Source organism: Agrobacterium sp. NPDC090283, assembly GCF_044769685.1.
Taxonomy (GTDB): domain Bacteria; phylum Pseudomonadota; class Alphaproteobacteria; order Rhizobiales; family Rhizobiaceae; genus Agrobacterium.
On the sequence record NZ_JBIVYG010000005.1, the window covers coordinates 148411 to 173003 of the forward strand.

At 61.8% G+C, this 24593-nt stretch carries 19 protein-coding genes; 13 read left to right on the forward strand and 6 right to left on the reverse strand.

The window, feature by feature from the left end; genetic code table 11:
• Positions 1 to 91 precede the first annotated feature (91 nt).
• The 12 genes from tssC (ACIQUH_RS09925) (at position 92) to ACIQUH_RS09980 (ending at position 17058) form a co-directional block, all read left to right on the forward strand.
• Positions 92 to 1573, forward strand: a complete 1482-nt coding sequence (gene tssC / locus ACIQUH_RS09925) for a type VI secretion system contractile sheath large subunit (protein WP_400814311.1) — start codon at positions 92 to 94, stop codon at positions 1571 to 1573.
• Between the two features lie 55 nt (positions 1574 to 1628).
• On the forward strand, positions 1629 to 3023 hold the full coding sequence (gene tssC / locus ACIQUH_RS09930; protein ID WP_400814314.1) for a type VI secretion system contractile sheath large subunit: 1395 nt from the start codon (positions 1629 to 1631) through the stop codon (positions 3021 to 3023).
• The gene (locus ACIQUH_RS09935) at positions 3020 to 3844 is read left to right on the forward strand and encodes a type VI secretion system accessory protein TagJ (protein WP_400814316.1); all 825 of its coding nucleotides are present in this window, start codon (positions 3020 to 3022) and stop codon (positions 3842 to 3844) included. Before tssC (ACIQUH_RS09930) ends, ACIQUH_RS09935 begins: the two co-directional genes overlap by 4 nt.
• Positions 3837 to 4346: a type VI secretion system baseplate subunit TssE gene (tssE, locus tag ACIQUH_RS09940; protein ID WP_400814318.1), complete on the forward strand. Its 510-nt coding sequence runs from the start codon at positions 3837 to 3839 to the stop codon at positions 4344 to 4346. Before ACIQUH_RS09935 ends, tssE begins: the two co-directional genes overlap by 8 nt.
• Positions 4339 to 6120: a type VI secretion system baseplate subunit TssF gene (tssF, locus tag ACIQUH_RS09945; RefSeq protein WP_400814320.1), complete on the forward strand. Its 1782-nt coding sequence runs from the start codon at positions 4339 to 4341 to the stop codon at positions 6118 to 6120. Before tssE ends, tssF begins: the two co-directional genes overlap by 8 nt.
• A gap of 9 nt (positions 6121 to 6129) precedes the next feature.
• On the forward strand, positions 6130 to 7134 hold the full coding sequence (tssG, locus tag ACIQUH_RS09950; RefSeq protein WP_400814322.1) for a type VI secretion system baseplate subunit TssG: 1005 nt from the start codon (positions 6130 to 6132) through the stop codon (positions 7132 to 7134).
• Between the two features lie 4 nt (positions 7135 to 7138).
• On the forward strand, positions 7139 to 8344 hold the full coding sequence (locus tag ACIQUH_RS09955; RefSeq protein WP_400814324.1) for a type VI secretion system-associated FHA domain protein: 1206 nt from the start codon (positions 7139 to 7141) through the stop codon (positions 8342 to 8344).
• Positions 8334 to 9674, forward strand: coding sequence for a type VI secretion system baseplate subunit TssK (gene tssK / locus ACIQUH_RS09960; protein ID WP_269312818.1), 1341 nt, complete (start codon positions 8334 to 8336; stop codon positions 9672 to 9674). Before ACIQUH_RS09955 ends, tssK begins: the two co-directional genes overlap by 11 nt.
• Entirely contained in the window at positions 9671 to 11176 is a 1506-nt protein-coding gene (gene tssL, locus ACIQUH_RS09965) for a type VI secretion system protein TssL, long form (RefSeq protein WP_400814327.1), read from the forward strand. The genes tssK and tssL overlap by 4 nt, the downstream gene beginning before the upstream one ends.
• Positions 11173 to 14652, forward strand: coding sequence for a type VI secretion system membrane subunit TssM (tssM, locus tag ACIQUH_RS09970; RefSeq protein WP_400814329.1), 3480 nt, complete (start codon positions 11173 to 11175; stop codon positions 14650 to 14652). The genes tssL and tssM overlap by 4 nt, the downstream gene beginning before the upstream one ends.
• Before the next feature lie 83 nt (positions 14653 to 14735).
• Positions 14736 to 16166: a type VI secretion system-associated protein TagF gene (gene tagF, locus ACIQUH_RS09975; protein ID WP_400814331.1), complete on the forward strand. Its 1431-nt coding sequence runs from the start codon at positions 14736 to 14738 to the stop codon at positions 16164 to 16166.
• Positions 16153 to 17058 (forward strand): protein kinase, encoded by a 906-nt coding sequence (locus ACIQUH_RS09980; RefSeq protein ID WP_400814334.1) that lies wholly within the window; start codon positions 16153 to 16155, stop codon positions 17056 to 17058. Before tagF ends, ACIQUH_RS09980 begins: the two co-directional genes overlap by 14 nt.
• Positions 17059 to 17068: 10 nt before the next feature.
• Here ACIQUH_RS09980 and ACIQUH_RS09985 read toward each other — a convergent pair whose 3' ends face one another.
• The gene (locus ACIQUH_RS09985; RefSeq protein ID WP_400814336.1) at positions 17069 to 18205 is read right to left on the reverse strand and encodes a polysaccharide biosynthesis/export family protein; all 1137 of its coding nucleotides are present in this window, start codon (positions 18203 to 18205) and stop codon (positions 17069 to 17071) included.
• A 269-nt stretch (positions 18206 to 18474) separates the two neighbouring features.
• On the opposite strand from ACIQUH_RS09985, the gene ACIQUH_RS09990 reads away from it, so the two are divergent.
• A complete protein-coding gene (locus ACIQUH_RS09990; RefSeq protein WP_003522015.1) occupies positions 18475 to 18771 on the forward strand; it encodes a PRC-barrel domain-containing protein in 297 nt (98 codons plus the stop codon).
• Positions 18772 to 18867: 96 nt separating this feature from the next.
• On the opposite strand, the gene ACIQUH_RS09995 is transcribed toward ACIQUH_RS09990, so the two are convergent.
• The 5 genes from ACIQUH_RS09995 to ACIQUH_RS10015 all read right to left on the reverse strand — a co-directional run bounded on the left by ACIQUH_RS09995 (position 18868) and on the right by ACIQUH_RS10015 (position 24588).
• Positions 18868 to 19593, reverse strand: a complete 726-nt coding sequence (locus ACIQUH_RS09995; protein ID WP_400814339.1) for an SDR family oxidoreductase — start codon at positions 19591 to 19593, stop codon at positions 18868 to 18870.
• A gap of 55 nt (positions 19594 to 19648) precedes the next feature.
• Positions 19649 to 21259 carry an FGGY-family carbohydrate kinase gene (locus ACIQUH_RS10000; protein WP_400814341.1) on the reverse strand — a complete coding sequence of 537 codons (1611 nt, stop codon included), beginning with the start codon at positions 21257 to 21259 and terminating at the stop codon, positions 19649 to 19651.
• Between the two features lie 88 nt (positions 21260 to 21347).
• Entirely contained in the window at positions 21348 to 22079 is a 732-nt protein-coding gene (locus ACIQUH_RS10005; protein WP_400814343.1) for an SDR family oxidoreductase, read from the reverse strand.
• 39 nt (positions 22080 to 22118) lie between these two features.
• On the reverse strand, positions 22119 to 23096 hold the full coding sequence (locus tag ACIQUH_RS10010; protein ID WP_400814345.1) for an ABC transporter permease: 978 nt from the start codon (positions 23094 to 23096) through the stop codon (positions 22119 to 22121).
• The gene (locus ACIQUH_RS10015; RefSeq protein WP_400814347.1) at positions 23086 to 24588 is read right to left on the reverse strand and encodes a sugar ABC transporter ATP-binding protein; all 1503 of its coding nucleotides are present in this window, start codon (positions 24586 to 24588) and stop codon (positions 23086 to 23088) included. The genes ACIQUH_RS10010 and ACIQUH_RS10015 overlap by 11 nt, the downstream gene beginning before the upstream one ends.
• Positions 24589 to 24593: the final 5 nt, after the last annotated feature.

Below are 24593 nucleotides of genomic sequence, written 5' to 3' on the forward strand. Positions count from 1 at the left end.
GCCTGTGCGGAGGAAAACCTCCCCGAACGGCCCGTTAGGGCTTCAACTGTTCAAGCGGCATTTTCAAAGCCGCATGTGGAAGGACTGAAACATGAGCGCTGAAAGCCTGCTGAAAAGCGAAGCACAGGCAACGACCGCCGAAGATCAGGGACTGCTGTCCAAGGTGGTTTCCGCAACCCGCCAGACCGAACCGGACCGTGCGCAGAACCTCCTGCGCACGCTGACCGATCAGGCGCTGAAGGGAACGGTCAAATATGACCGCAACCTCACCGTCACCCTCAACCACGCGATTGCCGAACTGGACCGGACGATTTCCGAGCAGCTCGCCGCCATCATGCAGGCGCCGGAATTCGCCAAGCTCGAAGGCACCTGGCGCGGGCTCAACTACCTCGTCAAGAATTCCGAGACGAGCGTGAACCTCAAGATCCGCGTCATGAATGCCGGCAAGCGTGAACTGGCGCGCGATCTGGAAAAAGCCGTCGAATTTGATCAGTCCCGCCTCTTCAAGGCGATCTACGAAGACGAATTCGGCACCCCCGGCGGCGAGCCGCTCGGCGCGATCATCGGTGACTATGAATTCGACAATTCCTTCGATGACGTGCAGCTGCTGCAGGGCGTATCATCGATCGCGGCGGCGGCTTTCGCGCCGTTCATCTCGGCCGCCAGCCCGCACATGTTCGGTTTCGAGGATTATCGCGATCTCGCCCGTCCGCGCGATCTGGAGAAGATTTTCGACACGGTGGAATATGCCAAGTGGCGCAGCTTCCGCGAAAGCGACGATTCCCGTTTCGTCACGCTCGCTTTGCCGCGTGTGCTGGCCCGCATGCCCTATGGTCCGAAGACCAACCCCATCGACGATTTCGCCTATGACGAAACGAGGGGTGCGGTGAATGGCGACCTGCAGCATGATGAATATTGCTGGATGAACGCCGCTTACGTCATGGGCACCAAGCTGACCGACGCTTTTGCAAAGAGCGGCTGGTGCACGGCGATCCGTGGCGCGGAAAATGGCGGCCGGGTGGAAAACCTGCCCATGCACGTCTTCTCCAGCGATGACGGCGACCTCGACCTGAAATGCCCGACTGAAGTCGGCATTACCGACCGTCGCGATGCCGAGCTCGGCAAGCTCGGCTTCCTGCCGCTCTGCCATTACAAGAACACGGATTATGCGGTGTTCTTCGGTGCCCAGACCGCGCACAAGCCGAAGCTCTACGACAAGCCGGAAGCCACGGCCAACGCCGCCGTTTCCGCCCGCCTGCCCTACATCATGGCCACCTCGCGTTTCGCGCATTATCTCAAGGTCATGGGCCGCGACAAGATCGGCTCCTTCATGGAGGCGTCCGATTGCGAAGTCTGGCTCAACCGCTGGATCGCCAACTACGTCAACGCCAATGACGAAGCCGGCGAAGAAAGCCGGGCGAAATATCCGCTGCGCGATGCCAAGGTGACCGTGCAGGAAGTGCCCGGCAAACCCGGTGCCTACAACGCGGTCGCATGGATGCGGCCCTGGTTGCAGATGGAAGAACTGACGACCTCGCTGCGCATGGTCGCCCGTATTCCATCCAAGAACTGAGCCCGGACCGGGGTGGTCCGCCACCCCGGCCCCGTTCATCACCCGGAGCCCGCTCATGGCGCATCAGTCCTTTCCGGACGCCCGTCTTTTCGCCGACCAGCTCATCGCTCTCATCGACGATGCGCTGACCGGCCAGGTGAACGCCATTCTCCATCACCCTGATTTTCAGGCGATGGAAGCGAGATGGCGCGGGCTTGCCATGGTCGTGCGCGAGGCGGGCCGCAGCACCGACGTGAAGGTGAAACTGCTGAACGCCAGCTGGCGCGACCTTGCCCGCAACACGGAACGCGCCACCGACTTCGACCAGAGCCATCTTTTCGAAGTCGTCTATAACCGCGAATTCGGCATGCCCGGCGGCGAACCGGTCGGCCTGATGATCGGCGACTACGCCTTCTCCCCCGATGATCTTCAGGGTGCGGATTCCATCACCACGCTGTCGCAGATCGGCATGGTGGCCGCTGCGGCCTTCTGCCCCTTCGTGGCGGCGGCGGCACCTTCCGCCGTTGGCCTGCAGGATTTTTCCGAACTCAGCCGGGTTCATGACTTTTCCTCGCTGAAGCAGGAGAAATCGCGGCTTCGCTGGAATGCGCTTCGCGCACGCGACGATTCCCGCTTCGTCGGCCTTGTCGCGCCGCGTGTTTTGCTGCGCTCTCCCTACAGGCCCTATGCGCGCGGACGCGACGACGGATTTCCGTTCCGCGAACATGTGGCTGAAAGCGGCGAGACCCTGCTCTGGGGTAATGCCGCCTTCGCCTTTGCAACCGTGGTCGTGCGCAACTTCGTGGATTCCGGCTGGTTTGCGGATTTGCGTGGTGTGACGCAGGATGCCGTGGATGGCGGCATGCTCTCTGCCCGGCAATTGCCACCGTTCGATCTCGGCATCGAGAGCAACGGCCTTTCCGCCCAGCCGCCCGTCGAGGTGCAACTGACGACCGGGCAGGAGCAGCAATTTTCCGATCTCGGCATCGTGCCCGTCTCCACCACCTATCTTTCCGGCACGGCGATCTTCAACGCCAATCAGTCCCTGCATGCGCCCGGCCATTATTCCACCGAAGCGGCCAGGCAGAACGCCCGCCTTGCCGCCATGCTGCAATATGTGCTGTGCGCCTCCCGGTTCTCGCATTACCTCAAGGTCATCATGCGTGACGACATCGGCCAGTTGAGCGACGCCACGACCATCGAGCGCAAGCTGGAAAGCTGGCTTTCCTCCTACACGCTTGGCAATGACGATGCGGAGGCGGCATTGCGCACGCGTTATCCGCTGCGCTCTGCCGGGATCAATGTCTTCGAGGTTCCCGGCAAGCCCGGAACATTCTCCTGCACCGTGCGCCTCCAGCCGCATTTCCAGCTCGATGACGTCTCCACGAGCTTCCACCTCATTGCCGAAACCATGATGCCGGCCACCGCCGCATCCCGGTCTTCCGCCGAGCCGCAAAGGATATCCGCATGACGCTGCGCGACGATATTTCCCGCCTCCTGGATGACAACCAGCTGCAAGACGCAATCGGGCTCGCGCGGGACCATGTGAAAGCCAGGCCGACCGACAAGGATGGCCGCCATTTCTACATCGACCTGCTGGTGCTTGCCGGCGACTATGAAAAGGCCGATGCGCAATGCAATCTGGCCGCAACATTTTCGCCGCAGGACAGCGTCGGCTTTTCCCTCTTTCGCCACCAGCTGCGCGCCATGGCCGCACGCAATGCGTGGTTCGAGAACGGCGCGGTGCCGGATTTCCCCGGCGGCCCCTCCGAACTCGATCAGCTGGCCATCCGGGCGAATATCGCCGCACGCAGCGGCGACGCGGATGCCGCCAGAGCCGCACTGGCTGAACTCGACGACAAACGCGGCAATGTGCCGATCGGCCACGATGGCAAGAGCGCCGGCGACATCCGCGATCTGGACGACCGGATTCCGCATGCACTGGAAGTCCTGACCAATGGCGGCCGTTATCTCTGGATCGACTACGGGCGCATCGAGAGCCTTGCCATCGACCCCATGAGCCGCCCGCGCGATCTCGCCTTTCGTGGGGCCGAACTGACGCTGCGCGACGGGGCGGTCGCATCCGTGCTGCTGCCGGCGATCTATCACGGCGCGGGCGACGATGTCGGCCTCCTTCTCGGCCGTGAAACCCGCTGGAGCGAAGGCGACCAGCCGCTGGCGACGGGCCTCGGACAACGCTGCCTGCTGATTGGCGACGATGTGGTGCCGTTCCACGAGATCGGCGCTCTTTCCGCCCTGTCCGACGAAGAAAGGCAGATCGCCCGTGGTTGATCCGCTGGAGCAATATCGCGCACGGCAGAGAACGCTGTCGCGCTCCATTCTGGACCGGCTGCTTGATGACGCACCGGATGCGGAAACGGACACGCTCGTCAGTCTGAAGGATCAGGCACGGGAAATGCGCGAGGTGATCCGCCGCGATCTCGAGGCATTGCTCAATACCCGCCGTAACCCCGCCGGTCCGCCGGCCGTGTTGAAGGAATTGTCCAATGCGCTGGTGAGCTACGGCGTGGACGGCATTCTCTCGGCCAATCTGGTGACGGATGCCTCCAAGGCGCAGCTCGCACGCAGCATCGAGCGGCGGATTTCCCTGTTCGAAACCCGCCTTGCCGATGTGCATGTGGCAATCCTGAAGAACCGCACGGATGGCGACCGGGCGCTGCGCATGCGCATACAGGCAAGCTTCCGTCTTCAGGAAGGCATGCCACCGATCAGCTTCGAATCCCGGATCGATCCCTCCACGCAACGTTTTCTGGTGGAGGCGGCAAATGGCTGACGGCTTCCTCGAAAAATACAATGACGAGCTTTTTGCGCTGAGAAAGCGGGCATCCCGCTTTGCCGCTGCCTTCCCGAAAATCGCCGGCAGGCTGCGCATGACGGGCGATGTCGCCGACGATCCGCATGTCGAGCGGCTGATCCAGAGTTTCGCCTATTCCGCCGCCCGCGTGCGCCAGAAGCTGGACGACGAATTTCCCGAACTGTCGGACAGCCTGCTGGAAACGCTCTATCCGCATTATCTTGCGCCGATCCCTTCGATGAGCGTGGTTCAGTTCACCCCAAGCACGGCGCTCGCAACGGTGCAGATGCTTCCACCGCACAGCGAAATACTGGCTGAACCGGTGGGCGGCGAAAGCTGCCGTTTTCGCACCACGCAGGAGGTGGAGATCGTTCCCCTGCAAATTGCCGCCGCAACACTTTCCGGCCAGCCGATCGACGCGCCTTTTTCAGCCTCCTTTGCCGGCGCCGCCAGCTGCCTGCGGCTTTCTTTGCGCAGCACGGCGCCGCGCGGCGGCACTTTTCCGGAAATGGGACTGACGAAGCTTCAGATTTTCCTGTCCGCCGCCTGGCAGCAGGCCACGGCGCTTTACGAGCTTTTGACCAATCATTGCGTGGGCATGGCGCTGGCGCGTCACGCCGAGGACAAGGAAGCCGTTTTCCTGCCCGCCGGCAATCTCACGCCATCCGGTTATACGCGCGACCAGGCCATGTTGCCCTATCCGGCCAACAGTTTTGACGGATACCGGCTTCTCACCGAATTCTTCGCGCTGCCGCAGAAATTTCTCTTTCTCGACATCGACGGGCTCAACAAATGGAGCGGCGGCGATTGCGAACTTTATATCTATCTGGATGCGGCGGACACGCAGCTTGAGCGTATGGTGTCGGTCGGGGATTTTGTGTTGAACGCCTCGCCGGTCATCAACCTGTTCAAACAAAGCTGCGAACCGCTCAGCCTCGATGGCACCCGAACGGAATACCGCCTGCTGCCGGATGCACGGCGGCAGCGGACCCGCGAAATCTATGGCGTCGAAAATGTTCAACTGACCAGCCGCTCCGGGCAGACCGAAAAGACCTCCCCGTTTTTCGGCCGTACACAGCGCAACAATGGCGCCAACGTGTTCTGGCAGATACAGCGCCGGTTCGATGACGACGGCTCATCCGATACGGACATCGCCTTCGTGGATGAGAAGCGCGGCCCGCTCGGGCCGCTCGACATGGTGGCGAGCATCGATACGCTGTGCATCAACCGCGAGCTGCCGAGCCAGCTTCCCTTCGGCGGCGGGCACCCCTTCCTGCAGCTTTCGACCGGCAATGAAGCGGTAAAGTCGGTCCACGCGCTGATGCCGCCGACGGCGGCGATCCGCGTCAATGAACGCTCGGCGCGCGAGTGGCGGCTTATCTCGCATCTTCTCCTCAACCATCTCTCCCTCACCGACAGCGGCGGTGCACCGCTGAAGGACATTCTGTCGCTTTATTCCTTCAGGGACAGCCCGGAAACCCGGCAGCTCGTGGAGGCGATCAGCAATGTCGAGGCGCAGAATTCCCATGCCCGGATCGGATCGGCGATGGTGCCGGGAACGGATATCACCGTGGAGTTCGATCCCGCGCTGATCGCGCGACCCGCCGCATTTATTTTCGCCAGCGTCCTCAACCACTTTTTCGGGCTTTACACCTCGATCAACAGTTTCACACGGCTGACGGCGACGATGCGTGGCCACTCCAAACCCATCGCCCGCTGGCCGGCCCGCGCAGCGGACCGGCCGCTGCTCTAGGAGACCGGGATGGAACAGCAGACGCCAACCATGAAAGACCGGCAGGCGGCGCTTCTCAGCGACGATCCCGGCCGTTTTGAGCCCACCACGGCGTTTCGCGTCGCGCAGCTCGTTTCGGCGGATGACGGGATTGTCGTCGGTGCCCATGGCGGAACACAGCCGACCGCTCTGGCGATCAGCGGCTTCAACCGCAAACGCGGCCAGGCCGAACTGAAATCCGCCTTCGCGCCCATTGTCGGGCCGCTCGGTTCGCTGCCGCCGGCCTATGGCGAGTTGCTGCAGCGGGAAGAACGCAATCGTTCCGGAGCGCTGGCAAGCTTCTTCAATCTGTTCGCGGCAAGGTTCAGCGAACTGTTTGTCTCAGCAACGGAAAAATACCGCCTCGCAAGGGGATTGCGCTGGTCGGCCGAACAGCGGGAGAATGGTTTCCGCAAAACCCTGCTTGCACTCACCGGGTTCCGCACAGCCGGTCTGGTCGAGAAGGCAGGCGTGAACGAAGATGCGCTCCTGCGTTTCAGCGGACTGCTGGCCGGCCGCAACCGCAATGTTTCGGCCCTGACATCAATGCTTTGCGAATTCACGGGACTTCCGGTCAACGTCGAGCAGTTTCGCCGGCGATGGGTGGCTCTGCCGCTTCACGAACAGAGCCAGCTCGGACAGGCATCCGGGCTGAGGCTCGGGCAGAATACCACGGCAGGCAGCGCTGTCGAAGATATGAGCGGCGGCTTCCGGGTCGTGATCGGCCCTGTCGGCTATGCCGATTATCTGGCGCTGACGCCCGGATCGAAACGGCTTGCGGAAATATTTTCGTTGACACGCCTGTTCGTCGGAAGCGCCTTACATTTCGACGTGCAGGTGATCCTGAAAAAGGAGGATATTCCCTTTTGCCGCCTCGGCCAGTTCGATGCTCCCGCCCGCCTCGGCTGGAACAGTTGGGCTCGCGTGGCGCCCGCCCAACAAGACAGCGCTGACGCTGTGGTGACCGAGCGGGAAGGCTCGGCGATTTCCGCGTGAGGGCATGGATATGAAGCTTGCACTCAAGGACACACGCAATATCGGAGCAGCAAGAGCCAGTCAGTGGAGCTTCGAGCGCGGCCGCCGCGTCATCGGCCGATCGCGGGAGTGCGACTGGCAGATCGATGACAATGAACGGCGCGTTTCCAAGCTGCACTGCACGCTCAACCGCGATGGCGAGGGCTTCACGATAATGGACCAGAGCGCGAATGGCACGCTGGTCGATGGCCGCCTGCTGCTCGAAGGCGAAAGCGCGCGTCTCCGCGACGGTTCGCAAATCAACATTGGCGGGCAGGTTTTTCAGGTCGCCATCAGCGGCGATGCCGAACTGGATTTTTCCGATCCCGACGCTTCCCTGCGCATGAGTGACGAGCCCCTGACCATTTCGGCGATCCTTGCCGATATCGCCCCGAACGGCCGGTCGGCCGGCGGCGTGATGGGCAACGCCGCCTCTGCCGATGACTGGTCCGAAACATGGCGCGAGGGTGCGGGCCGGAAGACAAAATCCATTTCGCGAAATGTCGAGATTGGCTGGAGCGAACCGCCCTCGGCGCGCGGAATCGATACCGTTCTGCCTGATGACTGGGACGACGAACCGGTTGCAAGCAACGAGCACGAACATACCGACGCACTGAACACGCCGGTCATGATCTCGCGTCCGGTTTCCGCCGCAAGTAGCGAAGATTTCGACAGCGTTTTCCCCGAGGCGGACGAAGACTTGCCGCTGGAAAACGCGCCGGCTGCGGTTGCTTCGACCGCGCAGGAGATCGGCGATCTTCTGACCACGCTGGAGCGGGAAAGCGCCGATTGTCTGGCCATTCTCGACATTGAAGGCGAGCGCACAGGCCAGGGGTCATCAGCCTCCCTGAGCGAGCGGATGCAAACGCTCATCCGCCAGCAGCGGCGTCTCGCCGCCTCTCTTCAAACCCTGATCCACGGCTGCACACAAAAGCTCGAGCCGAGGCTTCTCGAAGCCGCCGTCGATGCCGGCAACGATCTCCGGGCGAAGATCGAGCGCCGGGACTGGCAGGGGCTGATCATGAAGACCGACTACTGGTCCACTTACAAAAAGCAATTTGAGGAAAACGGCCGTCCATTGCCAGTCAGGCAGTTCCTGCAGCGGGCAGCGCGCGGTGACGCCGCGCCCACGCAGGAACCTGACGCGATAACGGCCGATGCAAAGGGGGTAAACAGCCACAATGAGACATGAGAACCGTGTTGCCTGGAGCGAGGGCATGTTTCTTCGCGTCCAGCATTTTCAACAATCCGACCGCTGGACCGAACGGCTGGTGCGCAACACCACGCGCAACCTCTCGCCATATCCCTGGGGCATCGCCGAAATCGGCGTGGACCGCAGCGCGCTGTCGATAGGGCAATTCGCCCTTTCGAACCTGCGCGGCGTTCTTCCCGATGGAACACCCTTCGAGGCGCCTGAAGATTCCGACCTGCCGCCGCCGCTCGATCTCGACGAAAGCGTCAAGAACGCCGTCATCTATCTCGCCCTGCCGGCCCGGCAGCCGGGCAAAGCGGACATGTCCGCCAGCGGCCGCAATGATGCGAACAATGTGCGCTTCACCGCCTCCAGCTATGAGGTCTCCGACACGAATATCGAGACGGATTTCGTGGCCCCGATCGATGTCGGCCGTCTCAGCCTGAAATTCCTGAAAACCGGCGACGATCTTTCCGGTTACGATCTCATCGGTCTGGCGCGCGTGATCGAGGTCCGCTCCGACCGCGCGGTCATTCTGGATCCGGATTTCATTCCTCCGAGCCTCAGCTGTGCGGCGGCACCCCGCCTCAACGAATTGCTGACGGAGCTTCTGGGGATCGTGCGCCACCGCGCCCAGGCGATTGCCGAACGCATTGGCGATCCGACGATCCGGGGAACGGCGGAAGTGGGCGATTATTTCCTGCTGCAGATCCTCAACCGGGCCGATCCGCTGCTGGCGCACCGCGGTGCCAACGCCACGCGATTTCACCCCATCCGCTTTTACGAAGACTGCATCCAGCTTGCCGGCGAGCTTGCCACCTTCACCACGGACAAAAAACGGGCAACGGATTTCCCGCCCTATCGGCACGAGGATCTGAAAGCCACCTTCGGCGCTGTTTTTGATGATCTGCGCACGTCGCTGTCAGCGGTTCTGGAACAGGCCGCCGTGGCGATCGAACTGGTGGAACGCCGCCATGGCGTCCGTGTCGGCACCATCCATGACCGTACATTGCTGCGCGATGCCGGCTTCGTGCTCGCCGTGCGCGCGGACATGGCGGCCGAAGACATTCGCCGCCGCCTGCCGGCACAGATCAAGGTCGGGCCGGTGGAGCGGATTTCCGAACTGGTCAATGTGGCGCTGCCGGGCATTCCCGTGCGCTCCCTGCCGGTCCTGCCGCGGCAATTGCCCTATCGATCCGGCACCGTCTATTTCGAGATCGATACGCAATCGCCACTCTGGAAGCAGCTAGAGACCTCCGGCGCCATCGCCCTGCATCTGGCTGGCGAGTTTCCCGGGCTTGAGATGGAAATGTGGGCGTTACGCGAATGAGCAAGGAAAACCCCTCTTCCTGGCAGGATTTGCCGACGGTGGTCGAGATCACCGAGAAAAGCCGCCAGCGCAACCAGAACGCCCGCAACATGGCGGCAATCCTCGAAGACATTGTCGACGCCGACGAGCCGTCCGGGCGAACGAAGTCAAGCGCGGCCGCCATGCCGGTCGAACAGCTGCTCACCGGCTTCCACTTCGGCGGAGAAGAGGTGCCGACACTTGTGCAGTCGGCAGCCCCACTCCTCAACCTCGCGCATCTGTTACGCTTCAGCGATGCGGAGCCGGACCCCGACCAGCTTCGCCGCGCCTGCGTTGAGGCGATCACCCGCTATGAGCGCGATCTCGCTTCCGCCCGCATCAGCCCGGAGCGGGCGAGAGCTGCGCATTATGTCGTCTGCGCAACCGTGGATGATGTGGTCCTCAGCAAACCCTGGGGCGTGCGGGCAGGCTGGGCACGCTCCGGCCTCGTCTCCACCTTCCACAACGATGTCACCGGCGGCGACCGGGTTTTCGACATTCTCGACCATTTCCACCAGTCGCCCGGCGCCAACAAGGATCTGCTGCTGCTGATCTATCTGTGCCTGTCGCTGGCTTTCGAAGGACGCACCCGCGTTTCGCCAAAGGGAGCGCTGGAGCTTTCGCGCATCCGCGACAGCCTCTACAAGACGCTGATCGGCCAATATGGCGCCTTCGAGCGGGAGCTTTCTCCGCATTGGAAAGGCGTCGATGCCCGGCATACGCCATTGCGGACGATGGCCGCGCTCTGGACCCTGCTATCGCTGATGGCGCTGGCCTTCGCGCTTGGTTATCTCTTCTTCACGCTGTCGCTCAACAACGCATCGGATGTCACTTTCGAAAGGCTTGCTCATCTGCCCCCTAACGAGACGCCGAGCGTGCTGATCGCCACTCCACCGCCCCAGCCACCGGCCCAGGTTGAAACGCCCAGGGTCGTGGAACCGCCGAAGATGGCGGAGCCGAGACAACCCTCGCGGCTTGAAAAGCTGATGGCCTTCCTGCAGCCGGAAGTCGACAGGAAGCTTGTGACCCTTGCGGATGTGAACGGGCGGTTGCGGGTTCGCATCAACAATTCGGGCCTGTTCACGACAGGCAGCGCCGATGTCAGCCCGCAATTCCGCGATCTCATCCAGCGTATCGGCGGTGCGCTTGCCGCTGAAAAATTCCGCGCCGTCGTCATCGGCTATACTGACACCGTGCCGATCAAGACGGTGGAGTTTCCATCGAACTGGCACCTTTCCGAGGCGCGCGCCAAGGCAGTCGGAGATATTCTCTCACAATTCACCGGCCCTGACGCGATCCTGACCGAAGGCCGGGCCGACAGCGACCCGATCGCCGACAATAAAACGGAAGAAGGCCGTCAGATAAACCGCAGAACGGAAATCATGGTCCTGACCAATCCCGATGAAAAACTGAGCGACGCCGGCATCCTCTCGCCGACCATAGAGAACAGTCCGGGACAGCAGCCGGGAGAGGTCCAGCCATGAACCCGTTAAGCTATTTTTATACGATCCGTTCCTATGTCGAGAGCTATGCGGCCCTCGTCGGCCGCCGTTTCCTGTCGCTTCTGTGGGTGGTCGCGCTCTGCGTCGTCATCTGGTTCTACGGCTATCTGATCGCGCTTGGCGATTTCAAACCGCTTGGAACGGTGCAGGCGCGGCTCATTGCCATCGGCATCATCGTCGCCGTCTGGCTGGTCTATATCGTCGTCACGATTTACCGTGGCCGCAAGCAGGACAAGGAACTCGTCGACAGCATCGAGCGCGAGGCGCTGGCCAACCGGCAGGCGGAAATCGGCGAAATCCAGACCCGCCTGAAAGAAGCCCTCGCGCTCTTGCGGCGGGTGACGAAAAAGCGCTTCGGTTATATCTACGATCTGCCCTGGTACGTGATCTTCGGCGCGCCGGGCTCCGGCAAGACGACGGCACTCACCAATTCCGGCCTGCAATTTCCGCTTGGCGATGCGCTCGGCGAAAATGCGGTGAAGGGCATCGGCGGTACACGCAACTGCAACTGGTGGTTCGCCGACGAGGCGATATTGATCGACACCGCCGGCCGCTACACCACGCAGGACGATCTCGACGGTTCCTCGAAGGCAGGCTGGGAAGGTTTCCTTGGCCTCTTGAGGCGATATCGCCGTTCGCAGCCGATCAACGGCGCATTGGTCACCCTGTCCATTCCCGATCTGCTCAACCGTGATCCCGAGGAACAGCGGCAGGAACTGCGCTCCATCCGCCAGCGGCTTTCGGAACTCGATGAATATCTGCATGCCCGCGTTCCGGTCTATATCGTCCTGACGAAAGCCGACCTGCTGCATGGTTTCGTGGAATTCTTCGATGGTTTCAACAAGACCGACCGACAGCAGGTGTGGGGCACGACCTTCAAGCTGGATGAGAGTTACTCCGCCGAAAACCTGCCGCAGCGTCTGACGGAAGAATTCGAACTGCTGCAGCAGCGGGTTGATGCCATGCTGATCGAGCGCCTGCAGCAGGAGCAGAATGCGGAGATACGCGGACGCATCTTCCGTTTCCCGGCCGAACTCGCGCGGCTTAAAGACCGGCTCCATGAGGCCCTGACCGAACTTTGCGCAAGCTCCCCGCTGATCGAAGCACCGCTTCTGCGCGGCGTCTATCTCGCTTCGGGCACGCAGCCGGAAACGGAAAAATCTCCCGCTGCACCCAGAACCCGCCGAAGCTATTTCCTGTCGCGGCTCTTCAAGGATGTCATCTTCCCCGAGGCCGCACTGGTGATGCGCGACAAGCGCCTTTCCGGGCGACAATTGCTGGTGCGGCGCATTGCCTATGGCGTTTCCGCAGTTGCGGTCGCCATCGTTTTCACCGGCTGGATTTTCACCTATTTCGCGAATACGCAGGCGCTGGCGGAGGCCGACCGCAAACTCGGGGCCTATGAACAGCTCGTGCAGGGCATTCCCGTGCGCGATGTTTCCGACGCCGATTTCCTGCGCATCCTCCCCGCACTGGACAATCTGCGCGATGTCAATTCCGGCTTTGCCCGCGAACGGGTGTGGAATGTCAGCTTCGGCCTCGATCAGGAAGACAAGATCGCCGGCCGGCAGCGTGATGCCTATCAGCGCGCGCTCAACGCGCTTCTGCTGCCGCGCATGATCGTGCAGCTGCAAAAGCAGCTGAAGGATGAGAAGGATGTCACCCGCACGTTCAATTCGCTGAAACTCTACGGGATGCTGGGCGGGATGGGCGCGCTGGACCGCGATTTCCTGACCGTGCAGACACATCAGATGTTCGCATCCCTTTATCCCGGCGACGGACGGGCGACGGCGAGAGAGGCGCTTGACCAGCACGCAAAGGCGCTGGCCGACGGCGTGCTCGCCCCGATCGAGCTCGATGCGCGGCTCATCGCCACCGCCCGCGAAACGATCCGCGATCAGGCGATCGGCACCCGCGCCTATGATATTCTCGCCGGCCTTCCGCAAGTGCGGGAGCTGGTGGAATGGACACCCGCTACGGCCTTCGGCCCGCTGGGGGAGCGTGCTTTCGAACGACGCAGCAAAACGCCGATGGCGGAGGGTATAGAAGGCCTCTTCACCGCGGATGGATATCGCCGCGTCGTCATTCCCCAGGTCGCCCATGCGGCCCGCGTCGCGCTTTCCGAAGGGTGGGTGCGCGGTTCTGACGACGCCATCAAGGGCGCGACTGTCGAGCAGGTGGCGCAGGCCGCGCTGCAGATCTATTTCGACCGTTTCGAGAAAATATGGGCCGATACGCTGGCCGACCTCCGGGTCAAGCCGTCACAGACCCTTGGCGACGCGGTGGAAACAACCCGCGCGCTTGCCAATGAGCGCAACATTCTGGTGGAGGCCGCCAGATCGATCGCGGAGGCGACCGATCTGCGCCCCGGGGCAAACCCCGCCACCCTCGCCTCCGCCGAGGAAGGGGACGCGACCGCAGCCGTTCTGGCCGCCACGGTGAACGCGGCGGATCCCTATGCCCGATTACGGGACATGCTGGCGGCGAAAGGAACGGCCACAACCGGTGAGCAGGCCAATGGCGGCAAGGCCGGGGGCTCGCCATCGGAACAGCTGCTCGCGCATTTCAAGATGCTGAACGAACAGCTCGCCCGTTCGGCAACCACCTCCGACGAAGTCGCCAAGGTGTTTGATGTGGATAGCCAACTCACCAAGGCCAATCAGGATCTGCTACAGCAGGCCCGCGAATTGCCGGCACCCCTCGATGTCTGGGTGGCGGGCGTGGCGGCGGATGTCGGCTCGCTTGCGGTCAAATCAGCACGCAGCCGCATTGCGCAACTCTGGACAGCCGATGCGGCATCCCTCTGCTCTTCGATCGTGACCGGCCGTTATCCGTTCGACAGGTCGTCTTCCCGCGATGTCGCGATTGCGGATTTTACGCGGCTCTTCGGGCCGACCGGGGTTTTCCAGACCTTCTTCAAACAGCGAATGGAAGCCTTTGTCGACAAGACGACCAACCCCTGGAGCTGGAAAGGCACCTTCGGCGCCGCCGGCATTCCGAGCAGCGCCGTCGCCCAGTTCGAAAATGCCGACAAGATATCGCGCGCCTTTTTCCCGAATGGCAGCGAGACGCCGGCGGTGTCGATCAATGTCAAACCCGTTTCGCTCACCAATGTCTCCAGCGCAGTGATGCTGGAAATCGAGGGCGAGCGGGTGGTTTATTATCACGGCCCGATCCAGGCGAAATCGATTACCTGGCCCTCGCGCGAAAACACGGCCAGCCTGTCGCGCATCGCCTTCCAGCCGGGCGGCTGGCAGCAGGCAAAAACCGAAAACGGCGACTGGTCGCCATTCCGGCTGTTCGACGGCGCCGACATCGAAAACCAGTCCGGTGATCTGCTGCGGGTGCGATTTGCGAATGGCGGTCAGGTTGCCGAATTCGATATTCAGTTCGGCTCTGTTCTCAATCCATTCAGGCTGGACGCCATCGCCGGCTTTGCCTGCCCCGCACAGTTCTAGCGGCGGGGCGGCACACCGGTTTTTCAAAGGAGGGGATTTATGATGGAAGCAACGACGAAAAGCACCGCGGTCAATAACGGCTGATGGCCAATCCGGCATCGAGGCCCGCGGAAACCGCAGCGGAAAGCGACCGCATCGGTTTCTTCGGCAAGGTCCCCAGCCATGGCGACTTCATCTCCGACGGGCTTGAACGGGAGCTGATCGGAACGTTTGACGACTGGATGCGATCTGGCCTTCACGCCTGCGCTGACCTGTTCTCGGGCCGGTGGTCCGAAATATTCGCGTCATCGCCTCCCATCCGTTTCATCATCGAACGCGGCATATGGGGAAACTGCGCCTATGCCGGCGTGCTGGTGCCCAGTGCAGACCGGGTGGGGCGCAAATATCCGCTTGCCATCATCGCGCAACTCAACAGCTTCCGGAAACATCCGAGAACGCTCTATCTCGACGACACCTGGTTCATGGCCGCAGAGGCGCTGGCCGAAACATCCATGACAGGCGATTTCGACATGTCCCGGTTCAACGCCTCCGTCAAGAAACTGCGCCTGCCGAAACCACGGGACGATGATGATGCGGCGGACATGGTGCGTGGCCGCGTACCGACGAGCCTCTGGTGGCACATTGATCCCGTCAGCCGCCGCGCCCGCGGTCTCAAATTCGACGGCAAACCGAAAGCTTCCGATTTCCTGCGTCTCTTCAGCGATATGGCAGGCAATGGGGCAGGCAAGGGGGCAAGCAAGGGCGACGACGACGGTTCAACACCTGCCCAGGCGCCGGAGAGTGCGAAACAGAAAACCCCACCCATTGCGGCGCCTTCGCCCATGCCTTCAAGCGAACAATCGCCATCGGTGATCTACAGCTATGCCACGCACCCGGGAACACGGCTTTCTCTGAACGCGGACTCGCTCTTCGTTTCCCAGACCCCTGCCCTCTTCGCCATAGCGGATGGACAGGGCGACACGCACAGCGCCGTGGAAGCCGCTCGTCTGGTCACAAATATTCTTGCCGAGACGCCCGATGCCGAAAACCCCGAGGTGATGGCCCAGCAGATCAGGGGAAAACTCGGCACCGTCAACAGCCTGCTTCTGTCCCGGCAAGCCATGGGCGCCGACGGCAGGCCGATGGCCAGCGTCGTCATCGCCTCTATTGTCGGCCGCAGGCTGAGTGTCCTGTGGTCGGGCGATGCACGCGCCTATCTCCTGAAAAACGGAACCATGTACCCGCTTTCGCGCGATCACGTCGTTGTCGGCATGAAAAAGCAGCTTTCGCAATGTGTCGGGCTTTCCCAGCAGTTCCGGCCGGATATCACCGGGGAAGACTGGGGTTCGCAGGACAGGCTGCTCCTGTGCAGCTATCCGCTGGTGCAAATCCTCAAGGAACGGGCCATCGCCGAAATTATCGGCAACACCCCGATCAAGGATTGCGCCAGCGCCCTGATCCAGGAAGCGCTGATCGAGGACACACGCGAGAACGTCAGCGCCATCGTGATTGGAAACCGGCTTGAGCAAGGGTAAACAACCGGGCGATGGGCCGGCCTACCCGCAGGTCGCCGAGCGCTTTTCCGATCTGTGGCAAAGCATCCGCCATGACGGCACGCAGGAAAGGCCCGCCGAAGAGCAGAAGGATCTGATCGATCAGGTCAGAAATGCGCTGGACCGGAAAGCTTCGCATCTTTCCGACGCGAAACCCGACTGGATCGCCGACAGTTTTGCCCTTGAACGCATTACCTACCAAAGCGAAAACACGCTGCTGCTGCAATTGCGGCACCGCGATCTCGGTTCCCTTCATGCGCTGAAAACCGTACCGCCGGCATCGAGAAACGACGCGGCACTGCTGCAGAGATTGCGGGAAGAGGCACAGGTCGGACTGGCGCTGCGCCATCCGTGTCTGGTGGAAACATCGGCGCTGCTGCGACTGGCCGATGGCCGTCCGGGTCTGCTGCAGCCATGGTTCCCGCAATCACTGGCGTCGCTCGCATCGCAGCGGCCGGTTACCGCGTCGCATGCGCGCATAGTCCTTCGCCGCCTGCTGGAAGGGCTGGGCGCCATGCATGTACGGGGCTATGTTCACTGCGATGTCACGCCAGCCAATATTCTGCTGGAGAATGGCGATTTCGAAACAAGCAGGCTTTGCGATTTCGGCATTGCGCTGAAAATCGGCCAAAAACACGCGGAACGGGGCATGAGCTTCGCCGCCTCGCGTGAGTTTGCAGCGCCGGAACGGATGCGGGACGCAACTGCAAAGCCGGATCAGGATATATTTTCAGTGGGACGACTTGCCCGGCGACTTGCCTCAGCTGATGAAGCGCAAGTCACGCCACGGTTGGCGGATTTTGCAGACACCTGTTGCCATGACGATCCCGCTTTGCGTCCGCAGTCGGCGATGGAAGCGCTACAGATTCTGTAGCGCCTTATCGTCAGTTGCCGCTGCCGGGAAGCGGCGCTGCCGCCGTCGGAGCGCTCTTCTGGAACACGGTCAGCAGCTTGGCCGAATCCACCAGCGGCGCGTTGCTGGCATAGAGCACATCACCCTTCTGCATCTGGAAGAGCTGCATGAGCGCGATGCTGGAAGCATCGCGCATATTGACGTGATAAATCACCGGCCGCATGGTCGTGGCTGTCGCAACCGGGCCTTTCGCACCCGATGCGGTTGCGGACGGTACCTGAATGATCTCGTTGCGGAAGACATAGACATTGCGTGCATCTGCGCGGTCATCCAGCAATCCCCCGGCACGGCCGACAGCCTGCGCCAGGGTCAGTTTCCCGGCTTCGAACTGGAATTCGCCGGCGCTCTTGAAGGCGCCGAGCGCGGTGTAGCTCGCCGCATCGCCATCGATCATGATCTGATCGTCCGGCGACAGGCGGATATTCTGGCGGTCTTCCCGCATGACGCGGTCAAGCGGCGCGCTGGCCCTGTGCGAGCCGCGTACAACGGTAACCGTGGCAGCGCCGGGAGCGACGGTCGGGCCGCCAGCCTGATTGAGCGCATCGAGCACCCGCTCCTGACGGGCGGTGAGCGTTATTTTTCCGGGGTTTTTCACCGCACCGCTAAGCATGACGGCGCTCGTCGGCTTGTCGACGACGGTGACGACGGCCTGCGGGTTCACGGCCGATCCCTTGAGCCCGGCAACGACCTGCGATTGCAGGCCCTCGGGGGTCGAATCCAACACCCGCTGCTTGCCGACGAAGGGGATATTAACCGATCCGCTCTGATCCACCGTAAATCGGCCGAGATTGAGCGTCTTGCTTTGCGTCGGAGAGAAAAGGCCGTCTTCACCCGTATCGAGCACGGTTATGTCGATCACATCACCGCGCCGCAATCTCTGGGCGTTGTAACCGGTGTTGCGAAGCGCGGTGAGACCGGGGCCGGAAGCGCCCTGCAGGCTTCCGGCGGAAACCGTGGCCGCCGGTGCATTTGCCAGCTCGATGACGGGGATTTTTTCGTTGGTTCGAGGCAAGGTCGCAGACCGGATATTGCCTGCGGTCGGTCCGTCAGATGGCTTTGCACATGCGCTCAAAAGAGCCACCAGCAAAACCGCCCCCAACTTTTTCATCCCTCATCCCCTTGATGATTCAACCTGACGCAGAGATAACATCCAGACACGTCATCGCAACAACTTTAGCGGTTGCAATTTAGTGAAAACTTGTCTTCCAGAGAAAAGGTGTGACCATTCCGCAACCTTTTCGGAAGCGCCTGCCGCAAACCCCAACAATGTATCGATGAGAAATCACCGGCCTCCGACGTCCGTGCCGGCGACATTCCATGGAACGGTTTTGCCATGCGGGAGTTTGTTTTGTGTAAACCAAGACAGGAGCAAGAACAATGGATCACACCAATCACGTACGCCTGGTTGAAACGGAACTGACGCCGTCCGTTCTTGAAGGCGCCACCGTTTATGGTGCAGACGATCACAAGGTCGGCAAGGTCGATCATGTCCATGGCGTCGGGGCCGGCAGCACCGCCATCATCGATGTCGGCGGCTTTCTTGGTATCGGCGCAAAGCCGGTCGCAGTACCGCTCAGCGATCTTGATTTCATGCGGGATGAGGACGGCGATGTCCATGCGGTCACGTCATGGACCAAGGACCAGCTGAAGGACATGCCCGAGCATCGTCATTAACAGGATTGTCATTCATTAAGAGGAGCGCCCGGCTGTTTGCCGGGCGTTCTTTTATTTCCGGGCAAGCGCTTGCGCGTCAGACTTTCCCCGCGCACGTCAAACGGCGAGGAAACCACCATCGACCGGCAACACGGCCCCGGAAATCATGCGGCTGTCATCCGACAGGAGCAGCGCGATGCTCTCAGCCACCTCTTGCGCTTCGGCGAACCGGTTGAGCGGATGGCGCACCATCATTGGCTGGCTTTTCGCCGGATCGTTCCATGCTTCCGCCGCCAGTTCGGTGAGGGTGATGGTCGGCGCGACCGCGTTGACGCGGATGCCGTGCGGGCCAAGCTCCTTGGCAAGAACGCGGGTCGCCCCTTCAAGTCCGGCCTTGGACGCCGCGTAGCAGAGGTGATCCTGAAAACCGCGATGACCGGCGATGGAGGTGATGTTGACGATTGCGCCACCGCCGCCTTTGGCAACGCGGGCGCGGGCAAATTCCTGGCAGGTGACAAGAGCTGCACGCAGGTTGATGCCCAATACGGCTTCATAACCCGCGTCGCTCATATCGAGCACGCTTTCGAGCACATTGATACCGGCGCTGTTGATCAGGAAGTCGCAGGGACCAGCCTCCGCCATGGCGGCGCGGGTAGCCGTGACATCGGCGAGATCGACACGGATCGAACGGCCGCCGATTTCGCTTTTCAGGTTGTCGAGATCGGACTGGGTGCGGCTGATCGCCACCACTTCCGCACCGCGCGCGGCCATCAGCTGCGCACAGGCGCGGCCGATGCCTTTGCCTGCACCGGTGATGATGACGGATTTTCCGGAAAACTGCATGGAATCCTCGTTATTTGCGGCCATACGGCCGGATGATCTAAGTTTGTGACAGCATTCAGGGATGGCTGGCGGAGCGAATGGCGCGCGCCGCGTTCTGAAGCGCCAGAAATGCGTCGTAACGCGCCTGGTGGACCTTCTGAAAAGCAGGATCGGGCACAGCACGGCTGGCGATCCGCGACATTGCGGGCATGGCGGCCATCAGGTCCGGATAGGTTCCGGCGGCAACCGCGCCAAGCATCGCAGATCCGAGAAGCACAGGCTCCTCGCATTCGGTAAGCTCAACGGGAAGCCCGGTGGCATCTGCCAGCAATTGTCTTGCAAGCGGATGAGCGCCTGCCCCGCCGCTGACACTGATGGTTTCCACCGGCGCGCCGTTGCGGGCCTGTGTTTCGATGATCTGGCGAAGCCCGTAACCGAGGCCGAGCAGCCCAGCCACATAAAGCGCGACGAGGGAATCTACACCCGTCTCCATGCCATAACCGGCAATGACCGCGCGCGCATGGGGATCGGCGAAGGGTGCGCGATTGCCAAGGAATTCCGGTACCACATGAAAATCTTCGGCGATCTCAGCCGCGGCGGAAGCGGATGCGGCAAGGCCGAGGGCGCGGTCGGCAAGCCATACCGGCAAGGCTTTGCCATCCTTCTCGGCAAGCGCCTTCGCCTCGGCAAAGGCCGGGTGCAATTGCACCAGATAATCGATGGCCGCACCGGCGGCGGACTGGCCGCCCTCATTTAACCAAGCGCCCGGAACCATGGCGGAATAATAGGGACCCCAGACACCCGGCACGAAAGCGGGCTCAGTGGTGGTGGTCATGGTGCAGGAGGACGTGCCGAAGACATAACCGAGGCATCGCGAGGCATCGCCGCCCGCAGCAACCGTGCCGACACCGCCGGCATGGGCGTCGATCAGGCCAGCGGCAACCGCCGTGCCCGCAACCAGCCCCATGGCTTTGGCTGCATCTTCGGTCAGGCCAGCGCCCAGTGCCGTGCCGGGATGCACGACGCTTTCACCGATGCGGCGGAAGCCCTGTTCCGCCAGATCGCCAAGGCCGATGTTGGTGAAATATTCCGCATCCCAGCGGTTTTCATGGGCGAGATAGGTCCATTTGCAGGTGACCGTGCAGGCGGAACGATCGAGCGCGCCGGAAGCCTTCCACGTCAGAAAATCCGTCAGGTCGAAGAAGTGCTCGGCACGGGCATAGATGTCCGGCCTGTTTTCGCTGAGCCACAAAAGCTTCGGCGTCTGCATTTCCGGAGAAATGCGCCCGCCGACATATTTCAGGACGGCATGCTTGCCGGCATTGATGCGTTCGGCCTGTTCGACAGCACGGTGATCCATCCAGACGATGATATCGCGCTCGGGATGATCGGCAGCGCCGACCGGCAGGGTCTCGTCATTGGATCCGCGAACCACAAGAGAACAGGTGGCGTCGAACCCGATGCCGGCGACCTCTGACGGATTGATGCCGGCGCGCGAAACGCTTTCGCGGACGCTGTCGCAGACCGCCTGCCACACCTCTGCGCTCGATTGTTCGGCAATGCCGCCATCCTCGCGGTGCATACTGATCGGACGCTTGGCGGTGGCGAGAAGCTTACCCGCGACATCGAAGACACCGGCCCGCGCCGAGCCGGTTCCGACATCGACGCCAACAAGATAGGAAGCCATTTGCGATACTCCTCGGAGCGGATCATCCGGTGCTTGAACAGGTTGAAGCGGCGGGACCGGTTCCGATTTCCCCGCCGCTCCTGAAGTCTTAGACGCGGTCGAAGTTGGTCGGCAAGACCAGCATGTCGCGGATGGTGACGGTGCGCTTGCGCGTCAGCATGTAAACGACGGCATCGGCCACTTCGCTCGCATCGATGAGGCTGCCCGATTCCTTGGCCTTGCGGAGATTTTCCTCCGGCCAGTCGGCCAGAAGTGCCGAGACCACCGGGCCGGGGGAGACCTGCGCGACGCGCACGCCGTGCGGGATCATCTGGCGGCGCATGCCCTGCACGAAGCTGGTAATCGCCCATTTCGAGCCCGAATAGATCGGCTCCCAATAGGTCGGGAAATGGCCGGCGATCGAGCAGGTGACGATGATATCACCGGTCTTGCGCTCCGACATATGCGGCACGACGGCCTGCACATTCTTCATGACCGCGTTGACGTTGAGGTTCAGCATCTTGTCGATGGCTTCAGGCGTCGTTTCGGTAAGATCGCCGCCGATATAGGTGCCGGCATTGCAATAGAGAATGTCGATATGGTCGACCTTCTTCAGGATTTCCGGGATCATCGCATTGCAGCTGTCGGCATCGAGCAGGTTCGTCACCTGCGGGATGGCGCGGTCGCCGAGCTTGGCGGCCAGATCATTCAAGGCGTTCTCGTTCCAGTCGACCATGACCACGGTCGCGCCCTGTTCCAACAGCGCTTCCGTTGTGGCAAGCCCGATGCCGGATGCGGCGCCGGTGATGACCGCGATCTTGCCTTGCAGCGATTCAGACATTTAATTCTCCTGCGTTTATGAAGATGTTTCCGGGCCGGCTCAGCGCCATTCGCGCCCGATATAGATGGCCAGCAGGATGATGCCGCCCTTGATGACATCCTGCAGATAGGGGTTGATGCCCATCAGGTTGAGGCCGTTATTTAGAATGCCGAGCAGCACCGCGCCGATGAGCGTGCCGAGGATGAGACCCCTGCCGCCGGCGATCGCCGTGCCGCCGAGAACGACGGCCGCGATGGCATCGAGTTCGAAACCGACGCCGGCATTGGGCTGGCCGCTCATGAGGCGGCCTGTCAGAATGAGGGCGGCAAAAGCGGCCGTGACACCAGAGATGCCATAGACCGCGAGCTTGACGCGCTGGGTCTTCACGCCCGAAAGACGGGCCGCCAGCTCGTTGCCGCCAAGCGCATAGACGTGGCGGCCGAAAGCCGTGCGCTGCAACAGCACCCAGGCGATGGCATAAATCACCACCATGATGATGACAGGCACGGGAACGACGCCGATACGGCCGACGCCGAACCAGGAAATCCAGCTCGGAATGCCGCTGACCGGATAACCGCCGGAATAGATGAGGCCGAGGCCACGCGCCATGCCCATGGTGGCGAGCGTGACGATGATGGCGGGCATCTTGCCCCAGGCGACGAGCGCCCCGTTGAAGATGCCGATGCCGAGACCGATGAACAGGCCGGCCGGCAAGGCAATTGCAGGCGACAGGCCGGTATTCACCATCAGGCCGGCCGACAGCGTGCCGATAAGCGCCATGACCGCGCCGACCGACAGGTCGATGCCGCCGGTCAGGATGACGAAGGTCATACCGACGGCGAGAATGCCGACGACGGAAACCTGCCGCAGCACGTTCATGATGTTGTTGAGGCTGAAGAAATTGTCGCTCGCAAGCCCCATCAGGATCGATACGACGATGAGGCCCGCCAGCGGCAGGGCGAGCGGGGAACGCAGCATCGAGCTGAAACTGAAACCGCCCGTTTTCGCGGCAGTGCCGGTGTTTGCATCAAGCGACATGTTCAACTCTCCCGGTGGTGGCGTTTGTCATTATTGTTTCTGAATTGATGTCTTCGCCTTCAACCGTGGCGACGATGCCGCCGGAGCGGAAGACGCAGACCCTGTCGGACATGCCGATCACTTCCGGCAGCTCCGAGGAGATCATGATGATCGAATGCCCCCTGGCGGCGAATTCGCGCATCAGCGCGTAGATTTCCGCCTTTGCGCCGACATCGATGCCGCGTGTCGGCTCGTCGAAGATCAGCACGCGCATGTCATGGTTCAGCCAGCGGGCGATGACGATCTTCTGCTGGTTGCCGCCCGATAGCGTGTCGACACGGGCATAAGGCCCCTGCGCCTTGACCTGCACCTGCGCCATGGCCTTCGTCGTGTGCTCCAGTTCCTTCTTGAGGTCGAGGAACCAGTGGGCCTTGCGGTACTTACGATAATTGTTCAGCGAAATATTCTGCAGGATGGAGAAGCTGGTGATCAGCCCCTCCTCCTTGCGGCTTTCCGGCAAGAGACCGATGCCGCGCATCAGTGCATCGTCGGGGCCGGATAAACGCGTATCCACGCCATCGAGCTTGATCTTGCGGCGCGAGGCCGAATGCGCGCCGAGCATGGCGAGCACCGTTTCCGTGCGGCCCGAGCCGACGAGCCCGGCAAAGCCGAGAATTTCGCCCTTGCGCAGCGAAAAGCGTGAGACAGGCCCGCCCTTCTTCAATTGCAGCTCTTCGACTTCGATCACCTTTGCGGCGGAAGGATCGAGCTGCGGTTTGGGCGGGAAACTGGCTTCGATGCGCCGGCCGACCATCATCTCCACCAGACGGTCATTGTCGACCTCCGACGTCAGGCAGGAACCGATAAGTTCGCCATCGCGCAGAACGGTGATACGGTCGCAGATCTCGAATATTTCCTCAAGATGATGCGAAATGAAGATGATCGCCACGCCCTGACGGCGCAGCTCGCGCATGACCTTGAACAGGTGTTCCGTCTCGGAAGGGGTCAGCGTCGCGGTCGGCTCGTCGAGCACGAGGATACGGGCATCCAGCGACAATGCCTTGGCGATTTCGACGAATTGCTGCTGGGCAACGGAAAGGCGATGCACCGGCACGTCTAGCGGCACATCCACGGCCAGACGGCCCATGATTTCTGCGGCGCGTTTGCGCATGGCGCCCTTGTTCAGAAGGCGCAGCGGCCCGCGGATTTCGCGGGCAAGAAACATGTTTTCAACGGCATTGAGATAGGGGATCAGGCTGAATTCCTGAAACACGATGCCGACGCCGGCGGCAATCGCCTCATCGTAATTGGCAAAACGGCGATCCTTGCCGTCGATGCGGATCGTTCCTTCCGAGGGCTGCAGAATGCCGCACAGGATCTTCATCAAAGTCGACTTGCCGGCACCGTTTTCGCCCAGAAGCGCATGCACCTCGCCGGCGCGCGCCTCAAGGTCGACGCCGCGCAGGACTTCGATCTTGCCAAAGCTTTTTCTTATTCCATTCAGTTCCAGCATGTCAC

Coding starts and splice junctions, on each gene's coding strand:
- tssC (WP_400814311.1), top strand. CDS start 92: ATGAGCGCTGAAAGCCTGCTGAAAAGCGAAGCACAGGCAACGACCGCC.
- tssC (WP_400814314.1), top strand. CDS start 1,629: ATGGCGCATCAGTCCTTTCCGGACGCCCGTCTTTTCGCCGACCAGCTC.
- ACIQUH_RS09935 (WP_400814316.1), top strand. CDS start 3,020: ATGACGCTGCGCGACGATATTTCCCGCCTCCTGGATGACAACCAGCTG.
- tssF (WP_400814320.1), top strand. CDS start 4,339: ATGGCTGACGGCTTCCTCGAAAAATACAATGACGAGCTTTTTGCGCTG.
- tssG (WP_400814322.1), top strand. CDS start 6,130: ATGGAACAGCAGACGCCAACCATGAAAGACCGGCAGGCGGCGCTTCTC.
- ACIQUH_RS09955 (WP_400814324.1), top strand. CDS start 7,139: ATGGATATGAAGCTTGCACTCAAGGACACACGCAATATCGGAGCAGCA.
- tssK (WP_269312818.1), top strand. CDS start 8,334: ATGAGACATGAGAACCGTGTTGCCTGGAGCGAGGGCATGTTTCTTCGC.
- tssL (WP_400814327.1), top strand. CDS start 9,671: ATGAGCAAGGAAAACCCCTCTTCCTGGCAGGATTTGCCGACGGTGGTC.
- tssM (WP_400814329.1), top strand. CDS start 11,173: ATGAACCCGTTAAGCTATTTTTATACGATCCGTTCCTATGTCGAGAGC.
- tagF (WP_400814331.1), top strand. CDS start 14,736: ATGGCCAATCCGGCATCGAGGCCCGCGGAAACCGCAGCGGAAAGCGAC.
- ACIQUH_RS09985 (WP_400814336.1), bottom strand. CDS start 18,205: ATGAAAAAGTTGGGGGCGGTTTTGCTGGTGGCTCTTTTGAGCGCATGT.
- ACIQUH_RS09990 (WP_003522015.1), top strand. CDS start 18,475: ATGGATCACACCAATCACGTACGCCTGGTTGAAACGGAACTGACGCCG.
- ACIQUH_RS09995 (WP_400814339.1), bottom strand. CDS start 19,593: ATGCAGTTTTCCGGAAAATCCGTCATCATCACCGGTGCAGGCAAAGGC.
- ACIQUH_RS10000 (WP_400814341.1), bottom strand. CDS start 21,259: ATGGCTTCCTATCTTGTTGGCGTCGATGTCGGAACCGGCTCGGCGCGG.
- ACIQUH_RS10005 (WP_400814343.1), bottom strand. CDS start 22,079: ATGTCTGAATCGCTGCAAGGCAAGATCGCGGTCATCACCGGCGCCGCA.
- ACIQUH_RS10010 (WP_400814345.1), bottom strand. CDS start 23,096: ATGTCGCTTGATGCAAACACCGGCACTGCCGCGAAAACGGGCGGTTTC.
- ACIQUH_RS10015 (WP_400814347.1), bottom strand. CDS start 24,588: ATGCTGGAACTGAATGGAATAAGAAAAAGCTTTGGCAAGATCGAAGTC.